General features: G+C 36.7%; 21 protein-coding genes, 1 tRNA gene and 1 other annotated feature. Of the genes, 20 read left to right on the top strand and 2 right to left on the bottom strand.

Features of this window, described 5'->3' with window-relative positions:
• The first annotated feature begins 16 nt into the window (after positions 1-16).
• From uvrC to LLS04_RS00190, 20 genes are all read left to right on the top strand, one after another.
• Complete coding sequence (gene uvrC / locus LLS04_RS00285) at positions 17-1,726, top strand: excinuclease ABC subunit UvrC (RefSeq protein WP_323611308.1); 1,710 nt, start codon at positions 17-19, stop codon at positions 1,724-1,726.
• Positions 1,713-2,462, top strand: coding sequence for a glutamate racemase (gene murI, locus LLS04_RS00280; protein WP_323611307.1), 750 nt, complete (start codon positions 1,713-1,715; stop codon positions 2,460-2,462). The genes uvrC and murI overlap by 14 nt, the downstream gene beginning before the upstream one ends.
• On the top strand, positions 2,459-2,929 hold the full coding sequence (locus LLS04_RS00275) for a YfcE family phosphodiesterase (RefSeq protein ID WP_003775329.1): 471 nt from the start codon (positions 2,459-2,461) through the stop codon (positions 2,927-2,929). Before murI ends, LLS04_RS00275 begins: the two co-directional genes overlap by 4 nt.
• Before the next feature lie 58 nt (positions 2,930-2,987).
• Positions 2,988-3,063, top strand: a tRNA-Arg gene (locus tag LLS04_RS00270).
• A 153-nt stretch (positions 3,064-3,216) separates the two neighbouring features.
• Entirely contained in the window at positions 3,217-4,044 is an 828-nt protein-coding gene (locus LLS04_RS00265) for a G5 domain-containing protein (protein ID WP_323611306.1), read from the top strand.
• 60 nt (positions 4,045-4,104) lie between these two features.
• Positions 4,105-5,103, top strand: coding sequence for a sugar-transfer associated ATP-grasp domain-containing protein (locus tag LLS04_RS00260; RefSeq protein ID WP_254006668.1), 999 nt, complete (start codon positions 4,105-4,107; stop codon positions 5,101-5,103).
• Positions 5,104-5,229: 126 nt separating this feature from the next.
• A complete protein-coding gene (locus LLS04_RS00255) occupies positions 5,230-5,865 on the top strand; it encodes a hypothetical protein (RefSeq protein WP_323611305.1) in 636 nt (211 codons plus the stop codon).
• Between the two features lie 114 nt (positions 5,866-5,979).
• On the top strand, positions 5,980-7,251 hold the full coding sequence (gene tig / locus LLS04_RS00250; protein WP_323611304.1) for a trigger factor: 1,272 nt from the start codon (positions 5,980-5,982) through the stop codon (positions 7,249-7,251).
• Between the two features lie 46 nt (positions 7,252-7,297).
• The gene (gene lon / locus LLS04_RS00245) at positions 7,298-9,613 is read left to right on the top strand and encodes an endopeptidase La (RefSeq protein ID WP_123171314.1); all 2,316 of its coding nucleotides are present in this window, start codon (positions 7,298-7,300) and stop codon (positions 9,611-9,613) included.
• On the top strand, positions 9,613-10,188 hold the full coding sequence (gene yihA, locus LLS04_RS00240) for a ribosome biogenesis GTP-binding protein YihA/YsxC (RefSeq protein ID WP_003775342.1): 576 nt from the start codon (positions 9,613-9,615) through the stop codon (positions 10,186-10,188). Before lon ends, yihA begins: the two co-directional genes overlap by 1 nt.
• Positions 10,189-10,244: 56 nt before the next feature.
• The gene (locus LLS04_RS00235; RefSeq protein ID WP_323611303.1) at positions 10,245-11,267 is read left to right on the top strand and encodes a sugar-transfer associated ATP-grasp domain-containing protein; all 1,023 of its coding nucleotides are present in this window, start codon (positions 10,245-10,247) and stop codon (positions 11,265-11,267) included.
• A gap of 67 nt (positions 11,268-11,334) precedes the next feature.
• Positions 11,335-11,538 (top strand) — a binding site (T-box leader).
• 31 nt (positions 11,539-11,569) lie between these two features.
• Positions 11,570-12,160 (top strand): GNAT family N-acetyltransferase, encoded by a 591-nt coding sequence (locus LLS04_RS00230; RefSeq protein WP_323611302.1) that lies wholly within the window; start codon positions 11,570-11,572, stop codon positions 12,158-12,160.
• Positions 12,117-14,702 (top strand): valine--tRNA ligase, encoded by a 2,586-nt coding sequence (locus LLS04_RS00225; protein ID WP_323611301.1) that lies wholly within the window; start codon positions 12,117-12,119, stop codon positions 14,700-14,702. Before LLS04_RS00230 ends, LLS04_RS00225 begins: the two co-directional genes overlap by 44 nt.
• An 83-nt stretch (positions 14,703-14,785) precedes the next feature.
• Positions 14,786-15,307, top strand: coding sequence for a DUF2812 domain-containing protein (locus LLS04_RS00220; RefSeq protein WP_323611300.1), 522 nt, complete (start codon positions 14,786-14,788; stop codon positions 15,305-15,307).
• A gap of 71 nt (positions 15,308-15,378) precedes the next feature.
• Positions 15,379-16,395, top strand: a complete 1,017-nt coding sequence (locus LLS04_RS00215) for a LacI family DNA-binding transcriptional regulator (RefSeq protein WP_323611299.1) — start codon at positions 15,379-15,381, stop codon at positions 16,393-16,395.
• 85 nt (positions 16,396-16,480) lie between these two features.
• Complete coding sequence (locus LLS04_RS00210) at positions 16,481-17,563, top strand: galactose ABC transporter substrate-binding protein (protein ID WP_254006660.1); 1,083 nt, start codon at positions 16,481-16,483, stop codon at positions 17,561-17,563.
• Between the two features lie 80 nt (positions 17,564-17,643).
• On the top strand, positions 17,644-19,146 hold the full coding sequence (locus LLS04_RS00205) for a sugar ABC transporter ATP-binding protein (RefSeq protein WP_254006659.1): 1,503 nt from the start codon (positions 17,644-17,646) through the stop codon (positions 19,144-19,146).
• A gap of 12 nt (positions 19,147-19,158) precedes the next feature.
• Positions 19,159-20,169, top strand: a complete 1,011-nt coding sequence (locus LLS04_RS00200; RefSeq protein WP_123171321.1) for a galactose/methyl galactoside ABC transporter permease MglC — start codon at positions 19,159-19,161, stop codon at positions 20,167-20,169.
• 2 nt (positions 20,170-20,171) lie between these two features.
• On the top strand, positions 20,172-21,335 hold the full coding sequence (locus tag LLS04_RS00195; protein WP_323611298.1) for a galactokinase: 1,164 nt from the start codon (positions 20,172-20,174) through the stop codon (positions 21,333-21,335).
• Between the two features lie 53 nt (positions 21,336-21,388).
• Positions 21,389-22,372: an aldose epimerase family protein gene (locus LLS04_RS00190; RefSeq protein ID WP_323611297.1), complete on the top strand. Its 984-nt coding sequence runs from the start codon at positions 21,389-21,391 to the stop codon at positions 22,370-22,372.
• A 33-nt stretch (positions 22,373-22,405) separates the two neighbouring features.
• Here the strand turns inward: LLS04_RS00190 and LLS04_RS00185 are convergent, their stop codons facing one another.
• Both LLS04_RS00185 and LLS04_RS00180 read right to left on the bottom strand, forming a co-directional pair.
• Positions 22,406-22,849, bottom strand: a complete 444-nt coding sequence (locus tag LLS04_RS00185) for an excalibur calcium-binding domain-containing protein (RefSeq protein WP_323611296.1) — start codon at positions 22,847-22,849, stop codon at positions 22,406-22,408.
• Between the two features lie 224 nt (positions 22,850-23,073).
• On the bottom strand, positions 23,074-23,307 hold the full coding sequence (locus LLS04_RS00180) for a hypothetical protein (protein WP_323611295.1): 234 nt from the start codon (positions 23,305-23,307) through the stop codon (positions 23,074-23,076).
• Positions 23,308-23,324 lie beyond the last annotated feature (17 nt).

The raw sequence follows: 23,324 nt of genomic DNA, 5'->3' as shown, positions 1-23,324 counted from the left end.
GCCGGGTTGTTATCTCATGAAAAATAAGAATGGGGAAATCATATATGTAGGGAAAGCGAAGCGGTTAAAGAATCGAGTAAGTTCCTACTTTACGGGTGCCCATGATCATAAAACAACACGTATGGTACGCCAAATTGATGATTTTGAATTTATCATTACAAGTACGGAGAAAGAATCTTTAATTCTAGAAATTAATTTAATTAAAGAACACCGGCCTCAATTCAATATCATATTTATGGATGATAAATCGTATCCATATCTAAAAATTCCACGAGAAGGAAAACCGGAAGTTTTGGTTGCGCGAGATCGTAAGCAATCCAAGCAATTTCATTATTTTGGACCTTATCCTGATGCGACAGCGGCCCGTGATATGGCCCGTCTTCTAAATGACTCAGTGCCTACTGGAGATACATTATTACCCAATACTTTAGCGATTTACAGCGCGTTTAATCGCACAGGTAAACGTTATACACCGGAAGAACTGGATGTTTGGCGTCAAAATGTGATGAGTATTTTAAATGGTAATATAAAGCCGTTTAAGGATGAGTTGGAGCGAAAAATGCTTGAAGCAAGTCAATCTTTAAATTTTGAGTTGGCACAAGTCTATAAAGAAAAGCTGCATGCTTTGGACTATATTGGTGACAAACAACAAGTTCAATTTTCTTTAGACGAACGGTTTGATTTGTTTCACTTTGCATATTATCAAGGGTATATCGCGATTGTAGGTCTCTTTGTTCGTGGTGGTCGCTTGTTAGAGCGTAGCATGGCGGTTGAGGCATGTATGGAAGAACCACTCGATGCTTTTGTTTCTTTTATTGCACAATTCTATGAGAACCAACCGCTTCCTAAAACAATATATGTTCCAGATTTAGTGGACGCAGAAGAGTTGGGAGAGGTTTTGGGTGCAGATGTAAAAGTACCACTTCGTGGTAAGAAAAAGACGTTGTTGGAAATTACGCAAAAAAATGCGCAACAACAGCTTGACGATCAGTTCTCGATTCTTCGTGAACGCCAACAATTTAAAGATGAAGCGTTAAGCGATTTAAGTGATGCTTTAGGTATGAGTTCGTTGATTCATCGTATTGAGGTTTTTGATAACTCTCATATTTCAGGAGCTTTCGCAGTTTCTGCCTGTGTTGTTTATGATGATGGTGAACCGAATAAAAACCAATATCGTCGTTATAAATTACATCAAGGGAATGATGATGTTGCTTCGATGAAGGAAGTTTTGTATCGTCGATATTTCCGTTTAATGCGAGAATCTAAACCAATGCCGGATTTAATTTTAGTTGATGGTGGGAAACCTCAGCTTAATGCAGCGTTAGAGGTTCTCAGTGACCTTGAACTTGATTTAAGGGTTTGTTCCTTGATAAAGGATGATCGTCACCGTACGCACGCTTTAATGCGTGAAGATGGAACCTTAATTACGATTAATAAAACAAGTCCACTCTTTAATTTCCTTATGCAAATGCAAGATGAAGTACACCGTTTTGTTATAACGTATCATCGTAATTTAAGAAAAAAAGCAATGACACGCTCAATTCTTGATGAAGTAAGTGGATTGGGTAAAGTAAGACAGAAAGAACTTTATAAGAAATTTGGATCTCTGAAGAATATTCGTGCGGCTTCTTTAGAAACGCTTCAGAGTGTTTTACCAGAAGATGTTGCGAGTGATTTGTATGATATATTACATATAGATTGGAATGATTATCATGAAAAAAATTAAGACCTTGGGGATTTTTGATTCTGGTCTTGGCGGTTATAGTGTTTATCAATACCTAAAACAGCGTCTTGATCCTGTTTCTTTGGTTTTGTATGCAGATCAAAAAAACGCCCCCTATGGAAATCAATCGGATGATGCCATCATTGCTTACACTCTTCAAGCGATGAAGTGGTTCCACGATCACGACATTATGGATGTCGTGATTGCTTGTAATACAGTTTCAGCCGTTGCGCTTTCCACTGCACGAAATCATTTTCCAGATATGAATTTGATTGGTATCATCGAACTGACGGTTGGACAAATTGAAGTGAAAGCTGATACTTGTGTTGGTGTTGTATCGACACTTGCAACCTTTAATGCACATGCATATCGCAATTATATTGAAAAAAAAGGATTGATTGACGTTAAGGAAATTGCGCTTCCTGAATTAGTCAATATTATCGAGGGTTTGAGTCAAAACTTAGAATTGGATACCTATTTAGAAAACGAATTAAAACCAATTCTTGAGACAACGGATCTTATTTTAGGTTGTACTCATTATCCTCTTGTTCATGATGCTTTTAGAAAAATATATAAAGGGCAAATTCATGATTCAAGACGTCCGATTTGTGAGTATGTTGCGATGAACTATGAGTTTTTAAGGTCATCATGTCAGACCTTTACGACAGGTGACGCTCAAAAAATGGAAAGACAAATTAAACGTCTTTTTGATTCGATAGAAAAGGTGGAAACAATATGACAGAAATTATCGTTTGCAGTGATAACCATGGTAAGAAAAAAGTACTTGAATCAATTCTACAAAAATATCCTCATGCGGATGCTTACATTCATTGTGGCGATAATGAACTTGATTATGAATCCATGAAACCCTTTGACGCAGTTACAGGGAATAACGATACGTTTTATAAGTATCCAGAATCATTGGTAGTAGACGTAAAGGGAACGCGTATTTTTGTAGCGCATGGTCATTTAATGCGTTATCGTCATATCGAAGACGATATTATTGCGTTAGCTAAGGAACATCGTTGTACGATTGCGTGTTATGGACATACCCATGTTCCTGTCGTAAAAGATGTGGACGGGATTCTTTTAATTAATCCAGGTTCGCTCTATTATAATCGAGACGGATCACCAACATGTTTCGCAAAAATCACGATTACAGAAGATAAAGTGACTGTAGAAGAATTATTTGAAAGAGATTTATAAAAAGCATTGTATTCTATGCGTCTTAATGATATTATTGTAGACGCATAGAGCACAATTTGTCTCCGTAGCTCAGTGGATAGAGCACGCGCCTTCTAAGCGTGTGGTCGGGAGTTCGAATCTCTCCGGGGACGCCAAATTTAAACAATAACACCAAATAATTGGTGTTTTTTTTATGTTTTCCATAAAACTTCACATATAATATAATCTACGCGATAAAATGAATTTAACAATAGGATTTTATGTGAAAATTTAGTACAATTATACAAGAACTTTATATGGAGGGGCATATGAAAGTAAAAAAGAAACACATTATTGGATTTTTTGGATTATTGGTTTTTTGCTTTGGATGTGGAGTTGGATATTTTCAAGGAATATCCAAAAAAACAGTTGAACAACAGCCCCCCAAAATTATGAAAAAGAACGCAGTCAATACGAAGATTTCAAAAATTACAAAAGCAGAGCAAGCAGATGATTTCGAACCTGAAGCATCAGATCATTATGTTGAGGATTATCGAAGTGAAGAAACACCCATCCCCTTTGATATACACGAAAAAAATGATGCAAGTATCAATCAGGGTGAAACGATTACAGATCAAGAAGGAAAAACAGGTCTGAAGCGAACCGTTTATAAAGAACTCTATAAAAACAATGATTTGGTCGATTCTTCTGTTCAATATACTGAAGTTGTTTATGCTCCTGTTGATGAAATCACACGTGTTGGAATCAAAGAAATTATTGTGAATTCGGAACATATCAATAAAGATGAGTCGCTTTTAATGTTTAATCGTGTCAATCAAATTCGAAAAGAACATCAGTTGGATTCTCTAACATGGTCAGAGTCACTTTTTGAATATGCAGGGATTCGTGCAGTGGATCTTGAAAAAAGTTTTGAGCACCGTCGCCCTGATGGAAGTTCTTGGGATAGTTTAAATCCTCAATTGATTTTTGCTGAGAATTTAGCGAAACGTGCGTTTTCGGTAGAAAGTGCCATGAGTGGTTTTATGGATTCGCCAAGTCATCGAGCAAATATTTTAGATGATTTTAAGTCGGGTGCGTGTGCCCTTTACCAAGCCTCTGATGGGAATTGGTATTGGGTTCAACTATTCGGATATTGATATGGTCTTGTCTGAAATGAAAACTAAGGTTATTATAGATTGAGTATGTGGAGGTAAAGCATGGGTCGAATTAAGTATTATTTTAGAAGATTAAAAGCATTAGATTATAAAAATATGTGGCGAATTGCTGGTGTCATTAGTAAAGAAACAGGTAAATTTAGATTGTTTATTCTTTTAGATATGATTGGATGTTCATTTATCTATCAGTCGGGTTATTTAGATTATTTCGAGTTTGAGTTTTATTTATTGAATCGTGCGGAACGCAAGACGTTTATTACCGGCGGTATCGCAAACTCTATCATCGTAAAATATAATCAGAAAGAATTCAGACATAAATTTGCAGATAAATCAGAATTTAATAAAGTATTTCGAGAGTATATTGGTCGTGATTTTGTCGATTTACGCGAATCATCAGATGACTTAGTTAAAGCGTTTTTAGCAGGACATGATGTTGTAATGGCAAAAGTGACAGATAGTCTTATGGGATATGGCGTGGAACGTTTTGTTACGGCAGAAATTGAAGATTTTGAGTTATTTAAAAAAGAACGTATGGAACGTCGTCAGTTTTTAATTGAGGAGTATTTTGTTCAACATGAAGCAATGTCTTCCCTTTATCCTGAAAGTGTCAATACACTTCGCATGATTACATTTTTCGACGGTAAGGATGTTCATGTGCTTGAAGGTGTTTTAAAAATTGGTAATGGAGGGCACTTGGATAATTTTGGTGCTGGTGGAATGTATACGGTCTTGGATGATGGTGGCAAAGTTTTATATCCAGCATTTGATAAAGATGCAGTCGCTTTTAAAAAACACCCTATTACAGGTACTGAGATTGTTGGTTTTCAAGTTCCGTTATACAATGAAATTGTTGAGATGCTTGATCGTGCGGCACGTGAAGTTCCGCAAATTCAATATGTTGGATGGGATGTCGCAATTGGTCAAAAAAGACCTTCTCTCATCGAAGGAAATTACAATACTGGCGTATTCCAAATGAAACCAAGTTTAACCGGTTCTAAGGAAGGCTTATTACCGAAATTTCGAAAAGTTATCGATATTTAAACCTCGACATCGTCGAGGTTTTATTTTTGATTCGAACCCTTTTAAAAGATAAGCAAAACAAATGCGTTACTTTTGTTTTTTATCAAACAAAAGTGTGTTAAAATGAAACAGTATGAAAGGAAAAGTATGAACAACTATTATGAAACTTGCATGGACTCAATTCAGAGCCTTCTTGATGAAGGGAACACTCGTGAAGCACTTGTGCTTATCGACGAAGAATTGAGAATGCCTTATGTACCCGAACCATATTTTACACAACTTCAAACAATTCGTGATTCATTACGAATTGATACAACCCCATCAAGTAAATACTACGAAGATATTGAAGACCTAGAGGAAGCATTCCGCGGTAATGAACTTTTACAACATAAAGCCATTATTTCTTTGGAACGAATGAATCTACGTAATGAACTATCGCATATTAAAAAATGGCTCGTAGATGAATACATCGAAGATTGGATTAAAAAGCAAATTCTGTTTTTTTTGATCGATCAATCAATCGATATGGAGTTACATTTAAAGTTAAAGATGACGGAGCATGCGATCGATACATCGCAATTGGAAAATCCATTTGAATCCACATCATATCAATCATGTGTGTTACAACTGGGTGATATGCTTGAATCTGAAAATCCGAGTTTATTGATTCTTTGTCTTGGTGCTCTGGAGCAACGTGTACTCGACGCATTTCCAGTACCAATTAAAGATTTAAAAGCTGAGGAAATTTTAGATACAGTGAACACTTATTTGTATAAAGTATAAAGAATGCAAAAATCACTCGTTTCAGTTAAAATAGAGTGGTGGTAAGTTTTTAGCACTCGTGTGTTGACTGTGCTAAAAGTTATGTTATAATAGTGAAGTACTAGGAGGACAAACATGAAATCTACATGGACATTAAATGAAAACTCAACAGGATTATTAACTGTTGAAGTTGAAGAAAAAGCTTGGAAAAAAGCACAAGATAAAACTTTAGAAAATGCAATTAAAAACGTTGAAATTCAAGGGTTCCGTAAAGGACAAGCACCTAAGGAATTAGCTCGTAAACAAGTAAACGAACAAATGATTATGATGGATGCAGTTAATGCAATCGCTAATGAAGCATTTGTTGCGGGAATGGTTGAACAAAAAATTGAACCCGTAGCAACACCAGAATTAGACATTGAGGCAATGACTGAAGATGCATTAACATTGAAATTTATTGTTACGGTTAAACCAGAAGTTGAATTAGGCGAATATAAAGGCCTTGATATCAAACGTAAACGTATCACAGTATCTGCTAAAGATATCGAAGCAGAACTTGTTAAATTACAAGAAGAACAAGCAGAATTACAACTTAAAGATGGCGCAGTAGAAAACGGCGATACAGTTGTAATGGATTTTGAAGGATTTAAAGACGGTGTTGCATTTGAAGGTGGTAAAGGCGAGAACTATACATTAGAAATTGGTTCAAACTCATTTATTCCAGGATTCGAAGAAGCAATGATCGGTATGGTTTCAGAAGATGAAAAAGATTTAGATATCACTTTCCCAGAAGAATACCATGTAGAAGACCTAGCTGGTCAACCAGTTGTCTTCAAAGTTAAATTACACGAAGTAAAAACAAAAGTGTTACCAGAATTAAACGATGAGTTTGTTGAATTGTTAGATGATGAAGAAATTACATCATTAGATGCACTTAAAGATTCAATTAAGAAAAATCTTAAAGCACAACGTGAACAAGCAGAAGAAGATCGCGTAAATGAAGAACTTGTTGAAACAATTTCAAACAATGCGAAAATTGACATACCAGCAGCAATGATTGAAGAAGAATTAAACCAAATGTTTAATGAATTCAACCAACGTCTTGCACAACAAGGTATGAACTTCGATCTTTACTCACAAATTCTTGGACAATCTGAAGAAGATGTTAAAGAACAAATGCGTGAAGATGCAGAAAAACGTGTACGCACTCGCTTAACACTTGAAAAAATTGCTGAAGTTGAAGGATTAAAAGTAGAAGACGAAGAAATTGAAAAAGAATTTACAACAATTTCTGAAGCATACGGCATGGAACTTGACCAAGTTAAAAACTTAGTTTCACCAGATGCTATCGGATACGATATCTTATTACGAAAAGCGATGGAGCTAGTACAAGAAACTCTTGCTTAATTAAAAGACGCTTAGCGTCTTTTTTATCCTTAAAGGAGGGATTGCTATGAGCGAAAAAAATATAACAATAAGCGTTCCTGTTGTTGCAACGCGCGGTGTTATTGTGTTTCCAGAACAAGAAATTATGATTGAGGTTGGACGTCATAAAAGCATGAATGCAATTGATGAAGCAGAAAAGTTCTTTAATGGACAAGTAGTGCTTGTTAGTCAAAAAGACATTCTTGTGGACGATCCACGTCAAGATGAACTTTTTGAGTTTGGATCACTTGTTAATATCAAAGCTGTTAAACGTAAACAAGGCTTTTTACGTGTTACATTTACAGGATTAAAACGTGTAAAAATCGATACATTAAATGATGATGGACGCATGCTTTTTGGTGCCGTTACAGCATTGGAAGATGTTATTGGCGAAGAAAATGAAGAAATGGCATTGGTTCGTCGTATCACAAATGAAATCGAACAGGTTTCTGTTCAAAATATAACGATTCCTACTGAAATTGTTAATCAATTAACGATGGGTGTATCTGCATCTCAATTGAGCGATCAATTTGCTCAATACTTCCCACTTCAACTTGAACGCAAGCAGGAATTACTTGAAGAACTTAGTGTAAATGAAAGACTTCTTATGATTATTGAAGAAATTCAACGTGAGCATACACTTGCTCAGATTGAAAACACAATCAATGAGAAAGTTAAAGATCGTGTTGAAGAAAACCAACGTGAATATTACCTAAGAGAAAAAATGCGCGCTATTCGTGAAGAATTGGGTGATGTTGGTGATGTTGGTGAGGACAGTGATGAGTTCCGCGAAATGATCGAGAACAACCCTTATCCAGAGTATGTTAAAGAAAAAGCAATGGAAGAGTTGCGTCGCTATGAAATGTTACCCCAAGCATCGGGTGAGTCTGGAGTTGTGCGTTCATATTTAGAATGGCTCTTGAAGACACCATGGTGGCAACAAACAGAAGACATTAAAGATCTAAATCTTGTACGTGAAAAACTGGATGACGATCATTTTGGATTAGATAAAGTTAAAGACCGTATTATGGAGTATCTTGCAGTAAAAGAAATGACTGGGAATTTAGAAGCGCCAATCATTTGTTTAGTGGGTCCTCCAGGAGTTGGGAAAACATCACTTGCAAAATCAATTGCTGATTCACTTGGTCGTGAATTTGTAAAAGCATCTGTAGGTGGGGTACGTGATGAAGCGGAAATCCGTGGTCACCGTCGTACTTATCTTGGATCATTACCTGGACGTATTATTCAGGGAATGAAAAAAGCAGGTGTCGTGAATCCAGTGTTCTTGATCGATGAAATTGATAAAATGGCATCCGATTACAAGGGCGATCCCTCAAGTGCAATGCTTGAAGTATTAGATCCTGAACAAAATAAAATGTTTAGCGATAACTACTTAGAAGAACCTTATGATTTATCAAATGTTATGTTCGTTGCGACTGCAAACTATTTAGGTGATATTCCTGAAGCGTTACGCGATCGTTTAGAAATTATTCAACTCAGTTCCTATACTGAAGAAGAAAAACTAAATATAGCGAAAGAACATTTGATACCGAAACAGTTGGAGTCAAACGGACTCAAAAAATCTCAATTCCGTATGAGTGATGCACAATTACGCTATGTAATTCGTCACTATACACGTGAAGCGGGTGTTCGACAATTAGAACGCGTAATCGCATCATTATGTCGAAAAACAGTTCTTGCAATCTTAAAAGACGGCAAGAAAACAATCACAATCAATAAAGAACTTATTACCGAATGGTTAGGCCAAATTATTTTCGAATATGGTCAAAAAGAGAAGAAAGACCAAGTGGGTGTTGTAACGGGTCTTGCTTATACTCAATTTGGTGGGGATGTGCTCCCAATCGAAGTAACCACTTATGAAGGCAAGGGTCGTCTCGTTGTGACGGGTCAATTAGGTGATGTGATGAAAGAATCTGCAGAAATTGCAATGGGATATGTTAAGAGTCATGCTCGTAGCTTAAACATTGCACCAGATTTCTTTGAAAAACATGACGTTCAAGTTCATGTGCCTGAAGGTGCTGTTCCGAAAGATGGTCCTTCCGCAGGGGTTACCTTCACCACTGCATTAATTAGTGCTTTAACGGATAATAAAGTACGTGCGAATCTTGCGATGACTGGTGAAATTACATTGCGTGGAAATGTCTTGCCAATTGGTGGTTTGAAAGAAAAATCACTGGCTGCACACCGTGTAGGTATTAACCGTATCGTTATTCCAAAATTAAATGAAAAAGACTTAGCAGAAGTTCCCGATGTTGTTAAGGAAAGTGTTACATTTATTCCATGCGAAACCATTGAAGAAGTGTTGAAAGAAGCGCTTATTTAATGGCTTGGAAGACAAATGATGCGCAGTTGATTATTTCAGCTGCGCATTCGTCTCAATTTCCAGAGACGGGACAAAAAGAAATTGTCATGGTTGGAAAATCAAATGTTGGAAAATCTTCATTGATCAATGCCATAACAAATCGTAAAAAACTCGCTTATGTTGGACAAACACCTGGAAAAACGCGATTAATCAACTTCTATCATATTAATGAAGAAGTCATCTTAACCGATGTGCCGGGTTATGGTTTCGCAAATCGATCCAAACAGGAGCAAATTCATTATGGGACTTTAATGGATAGTTACTTTGAACTGCGTCACCCATCTGTGATGCTCGTTCTTGTAGATGTGCGTCGTGGCGTAAGTCAAGACGATCTTATGATGATTCAATTCGCAATTCATTATGGGATTCGCTATGCACTTGTCTTATCAAAAGTTGATAAATTATCAAAGAATAAAATTAATAACATCAAACGGGATGTATTTAAAGAATTCCCAGATGTTACAGTACTTGAATTTTCAACTCTTAAAAATGAGACACGTGATCCAATAATTAAGTTTATTGAACAGAATATTTAATAATAAGTAGTGTTAAATTCAATTTAATTGCTATGGAATACATGAGAGGGACGAAAATGAAAAAATTATTTTGGAAAATTAAGTATTATTTTAAACGTCTTTTTAGTATGGATTTTTCAGGGTTTAAGAATGCAATCCAATATGCCCACGAAAAGAGTGGTCGTTCTCGTATCGTTCTATTCTTTGATATGGTTTGGTGTTCATTCAAGTATACTGCAGGCTACGTTGATTACAATGAGTTTGAATTTTATGATTTAAACAGTAAGCAACGTGAGACGTTTATTACTTTAGGTCATTCTGCTCGTATTGCGAAGTACTATAACGATCCAGAATACCTCGATATTTTTGATGATAAGTCGATTTTTGTGAAGCGTTTTAGTGATTTCGTTCATCGTGATACATTTGATATTCGCGAAAGCGATGCTCAAGGTCTTGAAGCTTTTGTTCGTAAGCACGGTAAGGTTATGGCTAAGCGAACAACTGATTATGTTGGGCGAGGAATTGAAGTTGTTGATGTGAATGAAAATCCAGATCTTGATTTTGAGAAGTTATATGTTGCACTGATGGACAACCGTCAATATCTCATTGAAGAGTTCTTCAAGCAACATCCTAAGATGAATGAATTGTCACCTACGAGTGTGAACACCTTACGTGTCATTACATTTTTAGATGATGAAAACATTCCAAGAATTTTGGTATCAGTCCTAAAATCAGGTCTTGGAAGTCACGTTGACAACATTGGTCAAGGGGGTATGTATACCATTCTTGATGAATCGGGAACAGTTGTATATCCATTTATTGATAAAAACTGTAATCAACATACGAAGCATCCAATTACAGGAACTGACTTAATTGGTTTTAAAGTTCCTCATTATGAACAACTTATTTCGAGTATTCAAGAAGCATGTCTTGTAATTCCGCAAGTTCGTTATATGGGGTGGGATGTTGCAGTTGGGGTTGATGGTCCGGAGATTATCGAAGGAAATTCGTCCACAGGTCCATTCCAAGTAATTCCAAGTATGTCTGATGAAAAAGTAGGTGTAAAACCAATTTACGATCAATATATTAAAACTTATTAAAGAGCGCAAGCTCTTTTTTTATATTCGAGGGTTCAATTGACGTGTAAGTGTGTATATGATAAAATAAGATAAATCGTTGAACAAGAAGAGTAACCCTTGTATTAAGCAAAGAGAATTGTTGGTTGGTGTGAAACAATCTTATGCATAGGTGAATGTAGCTTGGGAGATTGATGTCTGAACTTAAGTAAGATGTTACGTGGCCCGCGTTAACGGCAATAAGGCATACATATGTATGTAAATTAAGGTGGTACCACGATTCATCGTCCTTTGGATGGTGTTTTTTTTATTTTGTAGGAGGAATTATGAAGCCAACGACAGATTTAAGACTCGAAACGGAACGATTGGTTCTTCGTCCTGTGGTTATGGAAGATGCAGATGATATGTATCTTTATGCGCGAACTTATCAGGTATCACGCATGACGCGATTTAAACCTCATCAAAGTGTTGAGGATACAAAACAGGTAATCGGGGATGTCTTTTTATCCCGCCCCAGTAAAGGGTGGCCTGAAGCATTTGCGATTACTTTAAAAAATAATGGACGAATGATTGGTACCTGCGACTTTTGGCCGGTTAGTGCATCAGAAGGTGTCTATGAAATGGGCTATGCACTGAATCCACGATTTTGGGGATTAGGTCTTGTGACCGAAGCAGCATCTGCCATCTTGGATTTCGCATTTGAAAATTATGATGTGCGTCGTATGGAACTGAAACATTTAAAGTGTAACCCAGCTTCAGGTGCTGTCGCACGTAAATTAGGTTTTATTGAAGAAGGCATTAAACGTCAATCGGCAAAGTTTGAAGACGGATATGAAGATGTCATATGTTATGGACTACTCAAGGAGGAATATTATGACCGAGAAATTAGCGAAGAAGTATGCTCACAACGAAATTGAATTAAATAAATACAATGAATGGATTGAGAAAGGTTATTTTACTGCAGGGGATACATCAAAAACGCCATATTCTTTAGTAATCCCACCACCAAATGTTACTGGGAAATTACATCTTGGACATGCATGGGATAATACCCTACAAGATATTATCATTCGTTATCAACGTCTCTTGGGTAAGGATGCACTTTATTTACCAGGAATGGATCATGCGGGAATTGCAACTCAAGCTAAAGTTGAACAGAAAATGCGCGAACAAGGAATTTCTCGTTACGACCTTGGGCGAGAAGCGTTTTTAGAAAAGTCCTGGGAATGGAAAGATGAATATGCTGGGCATATTCGAGAACAATGGTCTAAACTTGGGATTTCTGTGGATTATTCTCGTGAACGTTTTACATTGGATGAAGGTTTAAACCAAGCAGTAAATAAAGTGTTTGTAGATTTATACAATGACGGGTTAATTTTCCAAGGTTACCGAATTATCAACTGGGATGTTGAGGCTCAAACGGCACTGTCTAACATCGAAGTAATTCATAAGGAAGTTGAAGGTAATTTCTATACTTTTGATTATACTGTAGTGGAAACCGGTGAAACGCTTAAAGTGTCTACAACACGCCCAGAAACAATGTTTGGAGATGTTTGTATTGTAGTTCATCCGGAAGATTCTCGATACACCCATGTAGTTGGTAAACATGCAATCAACCCTGCAAATGGAGAGTCTTTACCTATTATTACGGATGATTATATTGATATTGAATTTGGTACAGGTGTTATGAAATGTACACCTGCCCATGATCCTAATGACTTCGTGATTGGTGAAAAATATGGATTAGAGATGCCAATTTGTATGAATCCTGATGGAACTATGAATGAACTTGCGGGTAAATATCAAGGCATGGAACGTTTTGAATGTCGTAAAGCTTTGGTTGCCGATATTGAAGCAGATGGCAAGCTTGTTTCGATTGAAAAGCATGTTCATCAAGTTGGTCATTCAGAACGTACGGATGTTATTGTTGAGCCGTATCTTTCAAAACAATGGTTTGTTAAGATGAAACCATTAGCGGATGAAGTGCTGGCTCACCAAAACGGTGATGATAAAATTAATTTTTATCCAGAACGATTTGAAAATACCTTTACGCGTTGGTTGGATAATATTGAAGACTGGTGTATTTCACGTCAATTGTGGTGGGGACATCGTATTCCAGCATGGTTCCATAAAGAAACTGAGGAAATTTATGTTGGACTTGAAGCACCTGAAGATATTGAGAATTGGCGTCAAGATGAAGATGTTTTAGATACATGGTTCTCAAGTGCATTATGGCCATTTTCAACACTTGGTTGGCCTGAAAATACGGAAGATTTAGAACGTTATTATCCGACAAATGTTTTAGTAACAGGATATGACATTATTTTCTTCTGGGTTGCTCGTATGGCTTTCCAAGCACGTTACTTTACCAATTCACGTCCTTTCGAAGATGTCTTAATCCACGGATTAATTCGTGATCAAGATGGACGTAAGATGAGTAAGTCTTTAGGAAACGGTGTTGATCCCATGGATGTGATCGAAACGTATGGTGTTGATGCCTTGCGTTATTTCTTAACAACCAATTCAACTCCAGGTCAAGATATGCGCTATATGCCCGAAAAAGTTGAGGCATCTTGGAATTTTATAAATAAAATTTGGAATGCTTCACGTTTTGTATTGATGCATATTGAAGATGATGTTTATGAAATCGAAAAAGCACAATTATCTCAAGTAGATCGCCACATTATTCATAAATTTAACCAAACACTGGAAGAAGTGTCCCGTAACATGGATAAATATGAATTTGCACTTGTTGGAAATACTTTATCCCGTTTTGTTTGGGATGATTTCTGCAGTTGGTATATCGAATTAAGTAAGAGTGGACTTCAAAGTGATGATGCACAGGTTGTATATGCAACGAAAGCAACCTTATCCCACATGCTTAAAAATATTCTTATTCTCTTACATCCATTTATGCCATTTGTTACTGAGGAAATCTATTGTGCACTTCCAAATCATTTGGATTCAATCAATATCGAATCATGGCCTTTGGCAGTTGAAATTGAAACCGGAGATCTTGAAGAAGTTGACTTTATGATTGAAGCGATTCAAGCTGTACGGGAAGTTCGCGTAAGTTATGATGTTAAGCCTTCAAAACCTCTTAATGTATCTCTTTTAGATGCAAATAACAATCCTTATGCATTAAATGAAGTGCTCACCCATATGTTTGAGTCGATGGCTAAAGTTACAATCAATACATTGCCAGAAGATAGTATTACACAACCCATTCACGGGGGTGCCATTCGATTAATACAAGAAGAACTTGTCGATCGTGAAGCGCTAATTGAAAAGCTCCAAAAAGAAAAACAAAAACTCGAGAATGAGATTTCTCGTGCTGAAAAAATGCTCTCAAATGAAAAATTTATTGCGAAAGCTCCAGAAACAAAAGTACTTGAAGAGCGTGGTAAACTTGAAGAATACCGCCGTCAATTAGCACTTGTGTTAGAGCAATTACAATAATAAAAGGACCGTCAGGGTCCTTTTAATTTGCTTAATTTAGGATTGTACGTGTATAATCGAACTTAGAAGGATAGGTTATTAAAATGAAATTAGATAAAACAACATTTTCGATCATTGAATTTAAAGAAGAGGTTCAATACTTAGAGGCTAAGGCAGAAGAAGGTTTGATGCTGGAACAATTTGATGGCAATGGATACCATTTTTGTCAGAATGAACCTGCGAAGTTAAACTTTGAAGTTGCGTATACCATTGAACCTATGGATGATGACTTAAAGCAACAATATCTCGATCAAGGATTTATATCGATCTGCACCTATAGCAGTGAGAAAGGTGGTACATATTACTATTTCGCAAGACCGCGTTCAAATGAACCGATTATTTCATTTAACGATGATCGCAGTGAAGTAATAAAAATGATGGTTCACCGCATTGAACGATTTAGTGGAATCGTTATTGGATCATTGTTAGTATTTTTCATCTATTTATATCTAAATTATCGAAATAATCTTTATTTTATAATAATTGGTGCTGGAGGCGTTCTAGCGGTGTATACGTACCAACTTCGTCGCAAAGCAAAAGCAGTACTTGAAGAAATTAGTAAATAACACTGGTAAATCAAGTAAAAATTTACTAAAATCAAGATAGAAGCATGAATCAATAAAAAAAGGAGGATATTATGGCTACCATTAAAGATATTGCATTGAAGGCACATGTAAGTCAGGCAACCGTTTCCAGGATTTTAAATGAAGATCCTACTTTAAGTGTAAAAGATGAAACGCGTGATGAGGTGTTTCGAGTTGCGAAAGAATTGAATTATCGTATTAAGAAGAAAAATAAAAAAGCAGATGTATTGATGGTCGGTATTGTACAGTGGATTTCAAGTAATGAAGAAGAAGAGGATCCATACTACTACTCGTTGCGAATGAGTGTTGAAAATTTTTGTATCAGTCACAAAATTCAAATTAAACGTTACTATAAAGAGAACATGGTTGATGTGTTTCTAGAGGATGACTTGGATGGTTTGGTATGTGTTGGGAAGTTTTCGCACCAACAAGCAAATGACCTTGAACGTCATTGTCCGTCAATTGTATTTGTCGATTCAAATCCTGATTCTCACAAATACTCTGCCGTTGTCCATGACTTAGAAGGTGCGACAGAAGCCGCTATTGGTCATCTTAAGGAGATGGGGCACACACGAATTGGCTATATTGGAGGTCGTGAATATTTAGGTGCAACCAAAATCGAATACGTCGATCGACGTGAAAGTATGTTTAATGAATTGATGAAAAACGATCCTGAGCTTGATTATCATGAAGATAATGTTTACCTTGGAAAGTATACAGCTCAGACTGGATATGCAAGTGTCATTGAAGCGTTAAAGCACGAAGTTGTACCTATAGCTTTTGTTTGCGCAAGTGATACGATTGCGATGGGAGCATTACGTGCACTAGGGGAAATGAAGGGTTCAATTCCTCATCAGATTTCAATTGTTGGTTATAACGATATTGCGAGTGCTAAGTTCTTCAATCCACCTCTAACTACTGTTGCTTTGGATACGAAGTATATGGGAGAGTTGGCGGCGCAACTGCTGACGCTTATGATCAGTTCAAAGAGTTTTATTCCCGTGAAGATTGTTTGTTCTACAAAGTTGGTTATAAGAGAAACGGTATTTTCAGTAAAAACTTTACTGTAAGCGTTGACATAAGCGCTTACATGAGTTATTATGACCTTGCTAGTGGTAAAACATTTACTAGAATTTAGTACAGGAGGAAGTACAGATGAAGAAATTGAGTAAATTGATTTTGGTATCATTGTTAGCGCTTACTTTATTCGGATGCTCATCAAAAGGTGGAGCAGAAGGAAATGCTAATGAAGGTGGAAAGACATACAACATCGGAGTTGCAATCTATAAATTCGATGATAACTTCATGACTCTATATCGTGAAGAACTTGCATCATACTTTAAAGAAGTAGGGGAAAAAGATGGAAATACTTACAAACTTGATATTCAAGATGGTAAGCAAGACCAAGCAAACCAAACAGAGCAAATTAATAACTTTATCGCTCAAGGTAAAGATTTAATTATCGCAAACATGGTTGACCCTACCGCAGCAGGTTCAATTATCAATTCAGCAAAAGCAAAAGACATTCCAGTTGTATTTATTAACCGCGAACCAGAAACACAAGAATTAGAAATCTGGCCAGGAAAAACAACTTATGTTGGAGCTGATGCAACACAATCAGGAACTATCCAAGGTTACATGATTGCAAACCTTGAAAACAAAGGTGACATCGATGGCGATGGATCTGTAAGTTACATTACTTTAATGGGTGACCCTGCAAACGTTGATGCAAAACAACGTACAGAGTTCTCAGTTAAAGGTCTTGAAGAAAAAGGCGTTAAAACAAATGCTTTAGCTCAACCTTACCAAGCAAACTGGGATACAGCTAAAGGACAAGAATTTACAGCAAACGCTTTAGAACAATTTGGTAATAAATTAGAAGTAGTATTTGCAAATAATGATGGTATGGCAGTTGGTGCTGTTACAGCAATCGAAGCTGCAGGACGTAAAGTCGGCGAAGACATCTTTGTAGTTGGTGTTGATGCGATTCCGGATGCTATTGAACTTCTAAAAGGTGGTAAGTTAACTGGTACAGTTCTAAATGACCACTTTAACCAATCACATACAGCAGTTGATGTAGCTCTTGAATTATTACAAGGTAAAGATGTTTCAGCTTACTACTGGCATGATTATGTTGGGGTAACTAAACCTGAAGAAGCAGAACTTAAACGTGCAGAAGCTCGTAAAGAAACTGTAGAAGAAGCAGTAAAACGTTACGCAGAACGTGACGCTCAATAATTTAAAAATACGTTAATGTTTAATCTCAAGTGTGCTTAACGGCACACTTGAATATTTATAAGGATAGGAAGGTGACAGACATGAGCGAATACATCCTAGAAATGAAAGATATTAATAAAACATTCCCTGGGGTTAAAGCATTAGACCATGTCAATTTACGATTAAAACCGGGTACAGTTCATGCACTAATGGGTGAAAATGGAGCTGGAAAATCAACGTTGATGAAATGTTTATATGGGATCTATCACAGAGACTCTGGATCAGTAATCTTTAATGGTAATGAGGTCGAATTTAAAGATGCAAAGGAAGCCATTGATTCAGGAATTTCAATGATTCATCAAGAATTACAACCAATTCGGATGATGACTGTCGGGGAGAATATTTTCTTAGGAAATTACCCAATGACTAAGTTTAAAACAGTTGATCATAAGAAAATGTATGAAGAAACAGATCGTTTATTAAAAGAGGTTGGATTGGATGTGGAGCCAACAACCTTACTTAATGAACTGACCGTTTCGCAAATGCAGTCAATTGAAATTGCGAAAGCAATTTCACATAACGCTAAAGTTGTAATTATGGATGAGCCAACATCGTCATTAACCGCTACAGAAGTGGAGAAACTGTTCGCAATTATTGACAAACTTACCAAAAAAGGAATCGCAATCGTTTATATATCTCACAAGATGGATGAAATTTTAAGGATTTCGGATGAAATTACAATCATGCGGGATGGTTGTTATGTTGGTACATGGCCAGCAAGTGAAATGACGAATGATTCAATCATTAAAAATATGGTTGGACGTGAGTTGAAGAGTTTGTTCCCACCAAAGACAAACGAACCGACTGAAGAAGTTGTCTTACGCGTTGAGAATTTAACGTCACCAAATCCATTATCATTTAAAGAGTGTTACTTTGAATTAAAACGTGGTGAAATCTTGGGGGTAGGGGGGCTTGTAGGAGCTCAGCGTACCGAACTTATGGAAGCAATTTACGGTATGCGTGCCATTGATCACGGTATTGTGAAATTGGGTGATAAACAACTTGTTGTTAATCGTCCGCAAGATGCAATCCGAAATGGTATTGCACTTGTTACTGAAGACCGACGCGGTAATGGGATCTTTGGTGTCTTATCCGTATCGGATAACGTTGCCATTGCATCCATTGATCAGTATATTCATAAGGGTCTTTTAGATGATAAAAAAATAGGCGAAGTTGTAGATAGTAGTATTGATCGATTAAACATTAAAACTGCAAGCAAGAAAACGCATATTGAAAATTTATCTGGCGGGAACCAACAAAAAGTAATCTTATCGCGTTGGTTAGCCAACAATCCTGACATTCTGATTTTAGATGAACCAACACGTGGAATTGATGTTGGAGCAAAATTTGAGATTTACCAGATTATTAATGAATTAGCTGCTGAAGGGAAAAGTATCATTATGATTTCTTCTGAAATGGCTGAGTTATTAGGGGTCTCGGATCGTATTATGGTTATGTGCGAGGGTCGTGTTTCAGGCTTCTTAGATAAAAAAGAAGCAACACAAGAAAGTGTTATGACGCTTGCAACGAAGTTTATGGAATAAGGGAGAAAAATTATGACAACGCATTTATTTGAAAAAAAAGATAAAAAATTCGATCTTAAAGATTTTTTAACAAATTACTCTATGTATATCGTGGTTGCGGTTATGATTCTGTTTACAGGTATTACGCAAGATAACTTCTTTACCGTAGGTAACGTTTCTAACATTTTAGCGAATACATCAGTACGCTTTATTATTGCTTTAGGTGTTTCGGGAACTTTAATTATTCGCGGAACAGACTTATCTGCAGGACGTATTGTGGGTCTATCTGCTTTAATCACAGGAACACTGGTTCAAAAACCAGACTTTATTGGAAAGTTCTTTCCAAATGTTCCAGATATGCCTTTATTTGTACCATTGCTTATCGTACTTGTTGTATGTACTGTATTTGGAATGATTAATGGTCTTATTGTTGCCTATCTAAATGTTCCACCGTTTTTAGCAACACTTGGTACTCAAATTATGATTTATGGTATCAACATGCTTTACGGTCAAAATAAACCTATCGGTACATTTAAAGATGAGTTTATTCAAATTGGACAAGGTAAAATATTTGGAGCAATTCCATACCTAACGATTATTGCAATCTTTGTGGGTATCTTAATGTGGATCTTGTTTAATAAAACAAAACATGGTAAATACATGTATGCAATTGGTGGGAATGAAAATGCAGCTGAAGTTTCAGGTGTTAACGTTCGTCGCTCTAAAGTACGTATCTTTGCACTTGCAGGATTCCTCTACGGATTAGCAGGTTATTTATTATCTGCTAAAACTGGTTCAGTTGGACCTTCTGCTGGACAAGGTTACGAACTTGAAGCGATCGCTTCCGCAACAATTGGTGGTGTATCAACTGCCGGTGGACAAGGTACGGTTCCAGGTATTCTTCTTGGGGTATTTGTTTTCGAACTCTTAAAAGTATGTCTATCCTATTTAGGGGTATCACCGGACATGACAAACGTAATCCAAGGTGTTGTTATTATTATTGCCGTTGCACTTGATATCCGTAAGACGACTCGTAAGAAATAATTATGGAAAAACAACTTGCACAACAATTTGAAACCGTATTTGGTGTAAGCCATGACTTTGAGTTCTTTGCACCAGGTCGTATTAATTTAATTGGAGAACATATTGACTACAGCGGCGGTTCAGTGTTCCCTTGTGCGATTACATACGGTACGTATGCGCTTGTTCGTAAGCGTAACGATAAACAACTCAATCTTTATTCAACAAACTTTGAACATTTAGGCATCATTACTTCAGAAGTAGACAAACTTGTCTACAATGAAAACGATGATTGGGCTAATTATCCAAAGGGTGTTATTAAGATGTTTGAGTTGGAAGGTCATGTATGTGACTTTGGACTTGATATTCTCTATTACGGAAATATTCCGAATGGAGCGGGTCTTTCAAGCTCTGCTTCAATTGAAGTTTTAACGGCTTGGATTGTTAATAAACTGTTTCATTTCAATGAAGATATGATTACATGTGTTAAATTATCACAAAAAGCAGAAAATGAATTTATTGGAGTTAATTGTGGTATTATGGATCAATTTGCTGTGGGGATGGGACAAAAAGATCATGCAATTTTATTAAATACAAATTCGCTTGCTTATGAATATGTTCCTGTAGAACTTGGGGATGCATCCATTGTTATTGCGAATACGAATAAACGTCGTGGATTAGCGGATTCTGCTTATAATGAACGCAGAGCTCAATGCGAAAAAGCACTTGCTATACTTAAAGAGGAATATAATATTGAACACCTCTGTGATCTCTCCTTGGATCAATTGACAGCAAAAGAATCGCTTTTTGAAGACAAAGTGGTGTATCGTCGTGCTTATCATGCAGTAAGTGAAAACGAACGAACAAAACGTGCTTCAGAAGTGCTAAAATCAGGTGACATTAATGCTTTCGGATTGCTCATGAATGAAAGCCATCAATCACTACGCGATGATTATGAAGTAACGGGTATTGAACTTGATACACTTGTGGAAAGTGCATGGAGTCAAACAGGAACGATCGGCGCTCGTGTTACGGGTGCTGGATTTGGTGGATGTGCGATTGCGATTGTTGAGAATCAACACGTTGATGCATTCATTAAAAATGTCGGCAAGCAATATGCTGATAAAATTGGATATGAAGCAACCTTCTATGTTGCTTCAGTTGGTGAAGGCACACATCAAATTAAATAAATGAAAAGGATGTGGCCTCACATCCTTTTCATCATTCATAAAGGGGAAAGCGTATGTTAAATGTGAAACAGGTGATGACACACCAACAAAACGTCAAAGAGATTACCTTACAAACAAAGGAAGCGGAAGTTAAGATCCTAACGCTTGGTGGAACGATTACATCGTTTAAGTTAACGGACGATATTAATGTGGTAACGTCATATATGAATTATGATGACTACCTCGATAATAAGGTTTATCTTGGATCAAGTATAGGACCATTAGCGGGTAGAACGCGTGAAGGTATAATTTCTTTAAACGATACGACATTACATTTAAGTCAAAATAATGGTTCTGCGCATTTACATGGTGGATTTAATGGATTATCTTCACGTAATTTAACCATTAAAAGTCTTTATGATGATGACGAACCGATTGTTGTACTTGAAGGGGACTTTAGTCATGAACAAGATGGTTATCCTGGTAATGTTAGTTATGAAATTATCTATCGTTTAGAAGGTTCATCCTTATCGATAAGCTATACTGCAACGCCTTCGTGTTCAATGCCTTTAAATCTTACAAATCATATGTATTTTGATTTGTTGGGTCATGGGGATTTGTCACAGCATCATCTTCTTGTTGATGCGGATCGTGTAGCCTATCTTGATGATGATTTATGTACGGACGGTACATTTATTGATGTTACGGATACAGTTTTTGATTTGCGAAGTAATCCCTCACTTGAGTCCGTTATACAAGGTCACCATCCGCAATTTGAGAACACACGACATGTTGACCACAATTATCAATTAAACGGTGATAAACGCGTTTTATTGTCGGCTATGAACAAATCTCTGCTTATTGAAACATCATGCCCGGCAGTTCAAATCTATTTTGCGAATTATTTCGATGAAAGTTTTAAAAATGGGCAGGGTCAGTTTGCTTTAAATCACTCAGCCATTGCAATTGAACCTGAATATTTACCAGGAAGTAGTGTTCCTTGGTATTCAGAAGAAAACCCATACTCTGAAGTTACAACCTATACATTAAAAAAATAAGAGAAGGCCTTAGCCTTCTCTTTTTCGTATTCTTTAATTTCCTTTTGCTTCACAAGCCCATCCATCGCGGTCGCGGTCAAGTGGCAATCGGTATGCCTCATGATCACTCCCAACACCACTAGGATATACTTTGCGAAGTTCGGTACAGTTCTTATAATATTCAGATTTTACTTCAGCTCTTGCAACCGCATGATCTACGGATTCTACAGCAGGTGTTGCTTGTATCGTAGGGGTTACAGGAATGGGTTTCGTCCCTTTAACCCAAATTGCATCGGTTTTAGGTTGAATGGTTTTTTCGGAAATGACAGATTCTTTGTAGAGACTATCATCACGGTACACCAATTGTTTACGTGTCTCATCAATGCCAATTTTCCCGACTTGTTTTTGATAACTTTCAGATTCAAGTAAGGAATCATCTGTTTCTTCAATATTCTCAAACGGGGTTTCATTGAGTACGACTTTCTCTTCAGTATGCATCGCATACCATTTTGCTTCAACATGCGTATCCTTTTCCAATTTTAATTGGGTGATGGTATTACCTTGATCATCATACCACCCCTTAAAACTTCCAGGTTCTACATCCTTAAAATCAGATTCACTGGGTAATGTGACCTCAGTATTTTTTGAGTTATTGTACTGAAACGGTTCTCGAAGTGCATGTCCATTTGCTTCTAAGGTGAGGCTGTAAACACGATTTGTATCTAGGGAATACGCTCCGACAGCACCAATGCCAAGCTTAAAGCAACTGCAGCGGTTTTCTTAGGTGTAAACCAATTAAGTTTACGTTGAGGTTTTTCCTCTATTTGTTTAATGTTTTGTTCTATATGTTCATTGTTCTGTTGAATTGATTCATGGTTTCGACGAAACCACTTCTTTTTACTAACTTGCAATTTTTGTGATGAATCACTGATTGATTTCTTTCTTTTTCTTAACATAATACCCTCACAATACT

Origin of the sequence: Erysipelothrix enhydrae, assembly GCF_035066605.1 — a bacterium.
Lineage (GTDB): Bacteria > Bacillota_I > Bacilli_A > Erysipelotrichales > Erysipelotrichaceae > Erysipelothrix > Erysipelothrix amsterdamensis.
The sequence above is the reverse complement of the archived record's forward strand: the minus strand, read 5'-3'. Positions and strand labels throughout refer to the sequence as shown.

Coding starts and splice junctions, on each gene's coding strand:
- uvrC (WP_323611308.1), top strand. CDS start 17: ATGAAAAATAAGAATGGGGAAATCATATATGTAGGGAAAGCGAAGCGG.
- murI (WP_323611307.1), top strand. CDS start 1,713: ATGAAAAAAATTAAGACCTTGGGGATTTTTGATTCTGGTCTTGGCGGT.
- LLS04_RS00275 (WP_003775329.1), top strand. CDS start 2,459: ATGACAGAAATTATCGTTTGCAGTGATAACCATGGTAAGAAAAAAGTA.
- LLS04_RS00265 (WP_323611306.1), top strand. CDS start 3,217: ATGAAAGTAAAAAAGAAACACATTATTGGATTTTTTGGATTATTGGTT.
- LLS04_RS00260 (WP_254006668.1), top strand. CDS start 4,105: ATGGGTCGAATTAAGTATTATTTTAGAAGATTAAAAGCATTAGATTAT.
- LLS04_RS00255 (WP_323611305.1), top strand. CDS start 5,230: ATGAACAACTATTATGAAACTTGCATGGACTCAATTCAGAGCCTTCTT.
- tig (WP_323611304.1), top strand. CDS start 5,980: ATGAAATCTACATGGACATTAAATGAAAACTCAACAGGATTATTAACT.
- lon (WP_123171314.1), top strand. CDS start 7,298: ATGAGCGAAAAAAATATAACAATAAGCGTTCCTGTTGTTGCAACGCGC.
- yihA (WP_003775342.1), top strand. CDS start 9,613: ATGGCTTGGAAGACAAATGATGCGCAGTTGATTATTTCAGCTGCGCAT.
- LLS04_RS00235 (WP_323611303.1), top strand. CDS start 10,245: ATGAAAAAATTATTTTGGAAAATTAAGTATTATTTTAAACGTCTTTTT.
- LLS04_RS00230 (WP_323611302.1), top strand. CDS start 11,570: ATGAAGCCAACGACAGATTTAAGACTCGAAACGGAACGATTGGTTCTT.
- LLS04_RS00225 (WP_323611301.1), top strand. CDS start 12,117: ATGACCGAGAAATTAGCGAAGAAGTATGCTCACAACGAAATTGAATTA.
- LLS04_RS00220 (WP_323611300.1), top strand. CDS start 14,786: ATGAAATTAGATAAAACAACATTTTCGATCATTGAATTTAAAGAAGAG.
- LLS04_RS00215 (WP_323611299.1), top strand. CDS start 15,379: ATGGCTACCATTAAAGATATTGCATTGAAGGCACATGTAAGTCAGGCA.
- LLS04_RS00210 (WP_254006660.1), top strand. CDS start 16,481: ATGAAGAAATTGAGTAAATTGATTTTGGTATCATTGTTAGCGCTTACT.
- LLS04_RS00205 (WP_254006659.1), top strand. CDS start 17,644: ATGAGCGAATACATCCTAGAAATGAAAGATATTAATAAAACATTCCCT.
- LLS04_RS00200 (WP_123171321.1), top strand. CDS start 19,159: ATGACAACGCATTTATTTGAAAAAAAAGATAAAAAATTCGATCTTAAA.
- LLS04_RS00195 (WP_323611298.1), top strand. CDS start 20,172: ATGGAAAAACAACTTGCACAACAATTTGAAACCGTATTTGGTGTAAGC.
- LLS04_RS00190 (WP_323611297.1), top strand. CDS start 21,389: ATGTTAAATGTGAAACAGGTGATGACACACCAACAAAACGTCAAAGAG.
- LLS04_RS00185 (WP_323611296.1), bottom strand. CDS start 22,849: ATGCATACTGAAGAGAAAGTCGTACTCAATGAAACCCCGTTTGAGAAT.
- LLS04_RS00180 (WP_323611295.1), bottom strand. CDS start 23,307: ATGTTAAGAAAAAGAAAGAAATCAATCAGTGATTCATCACAAAAATTG.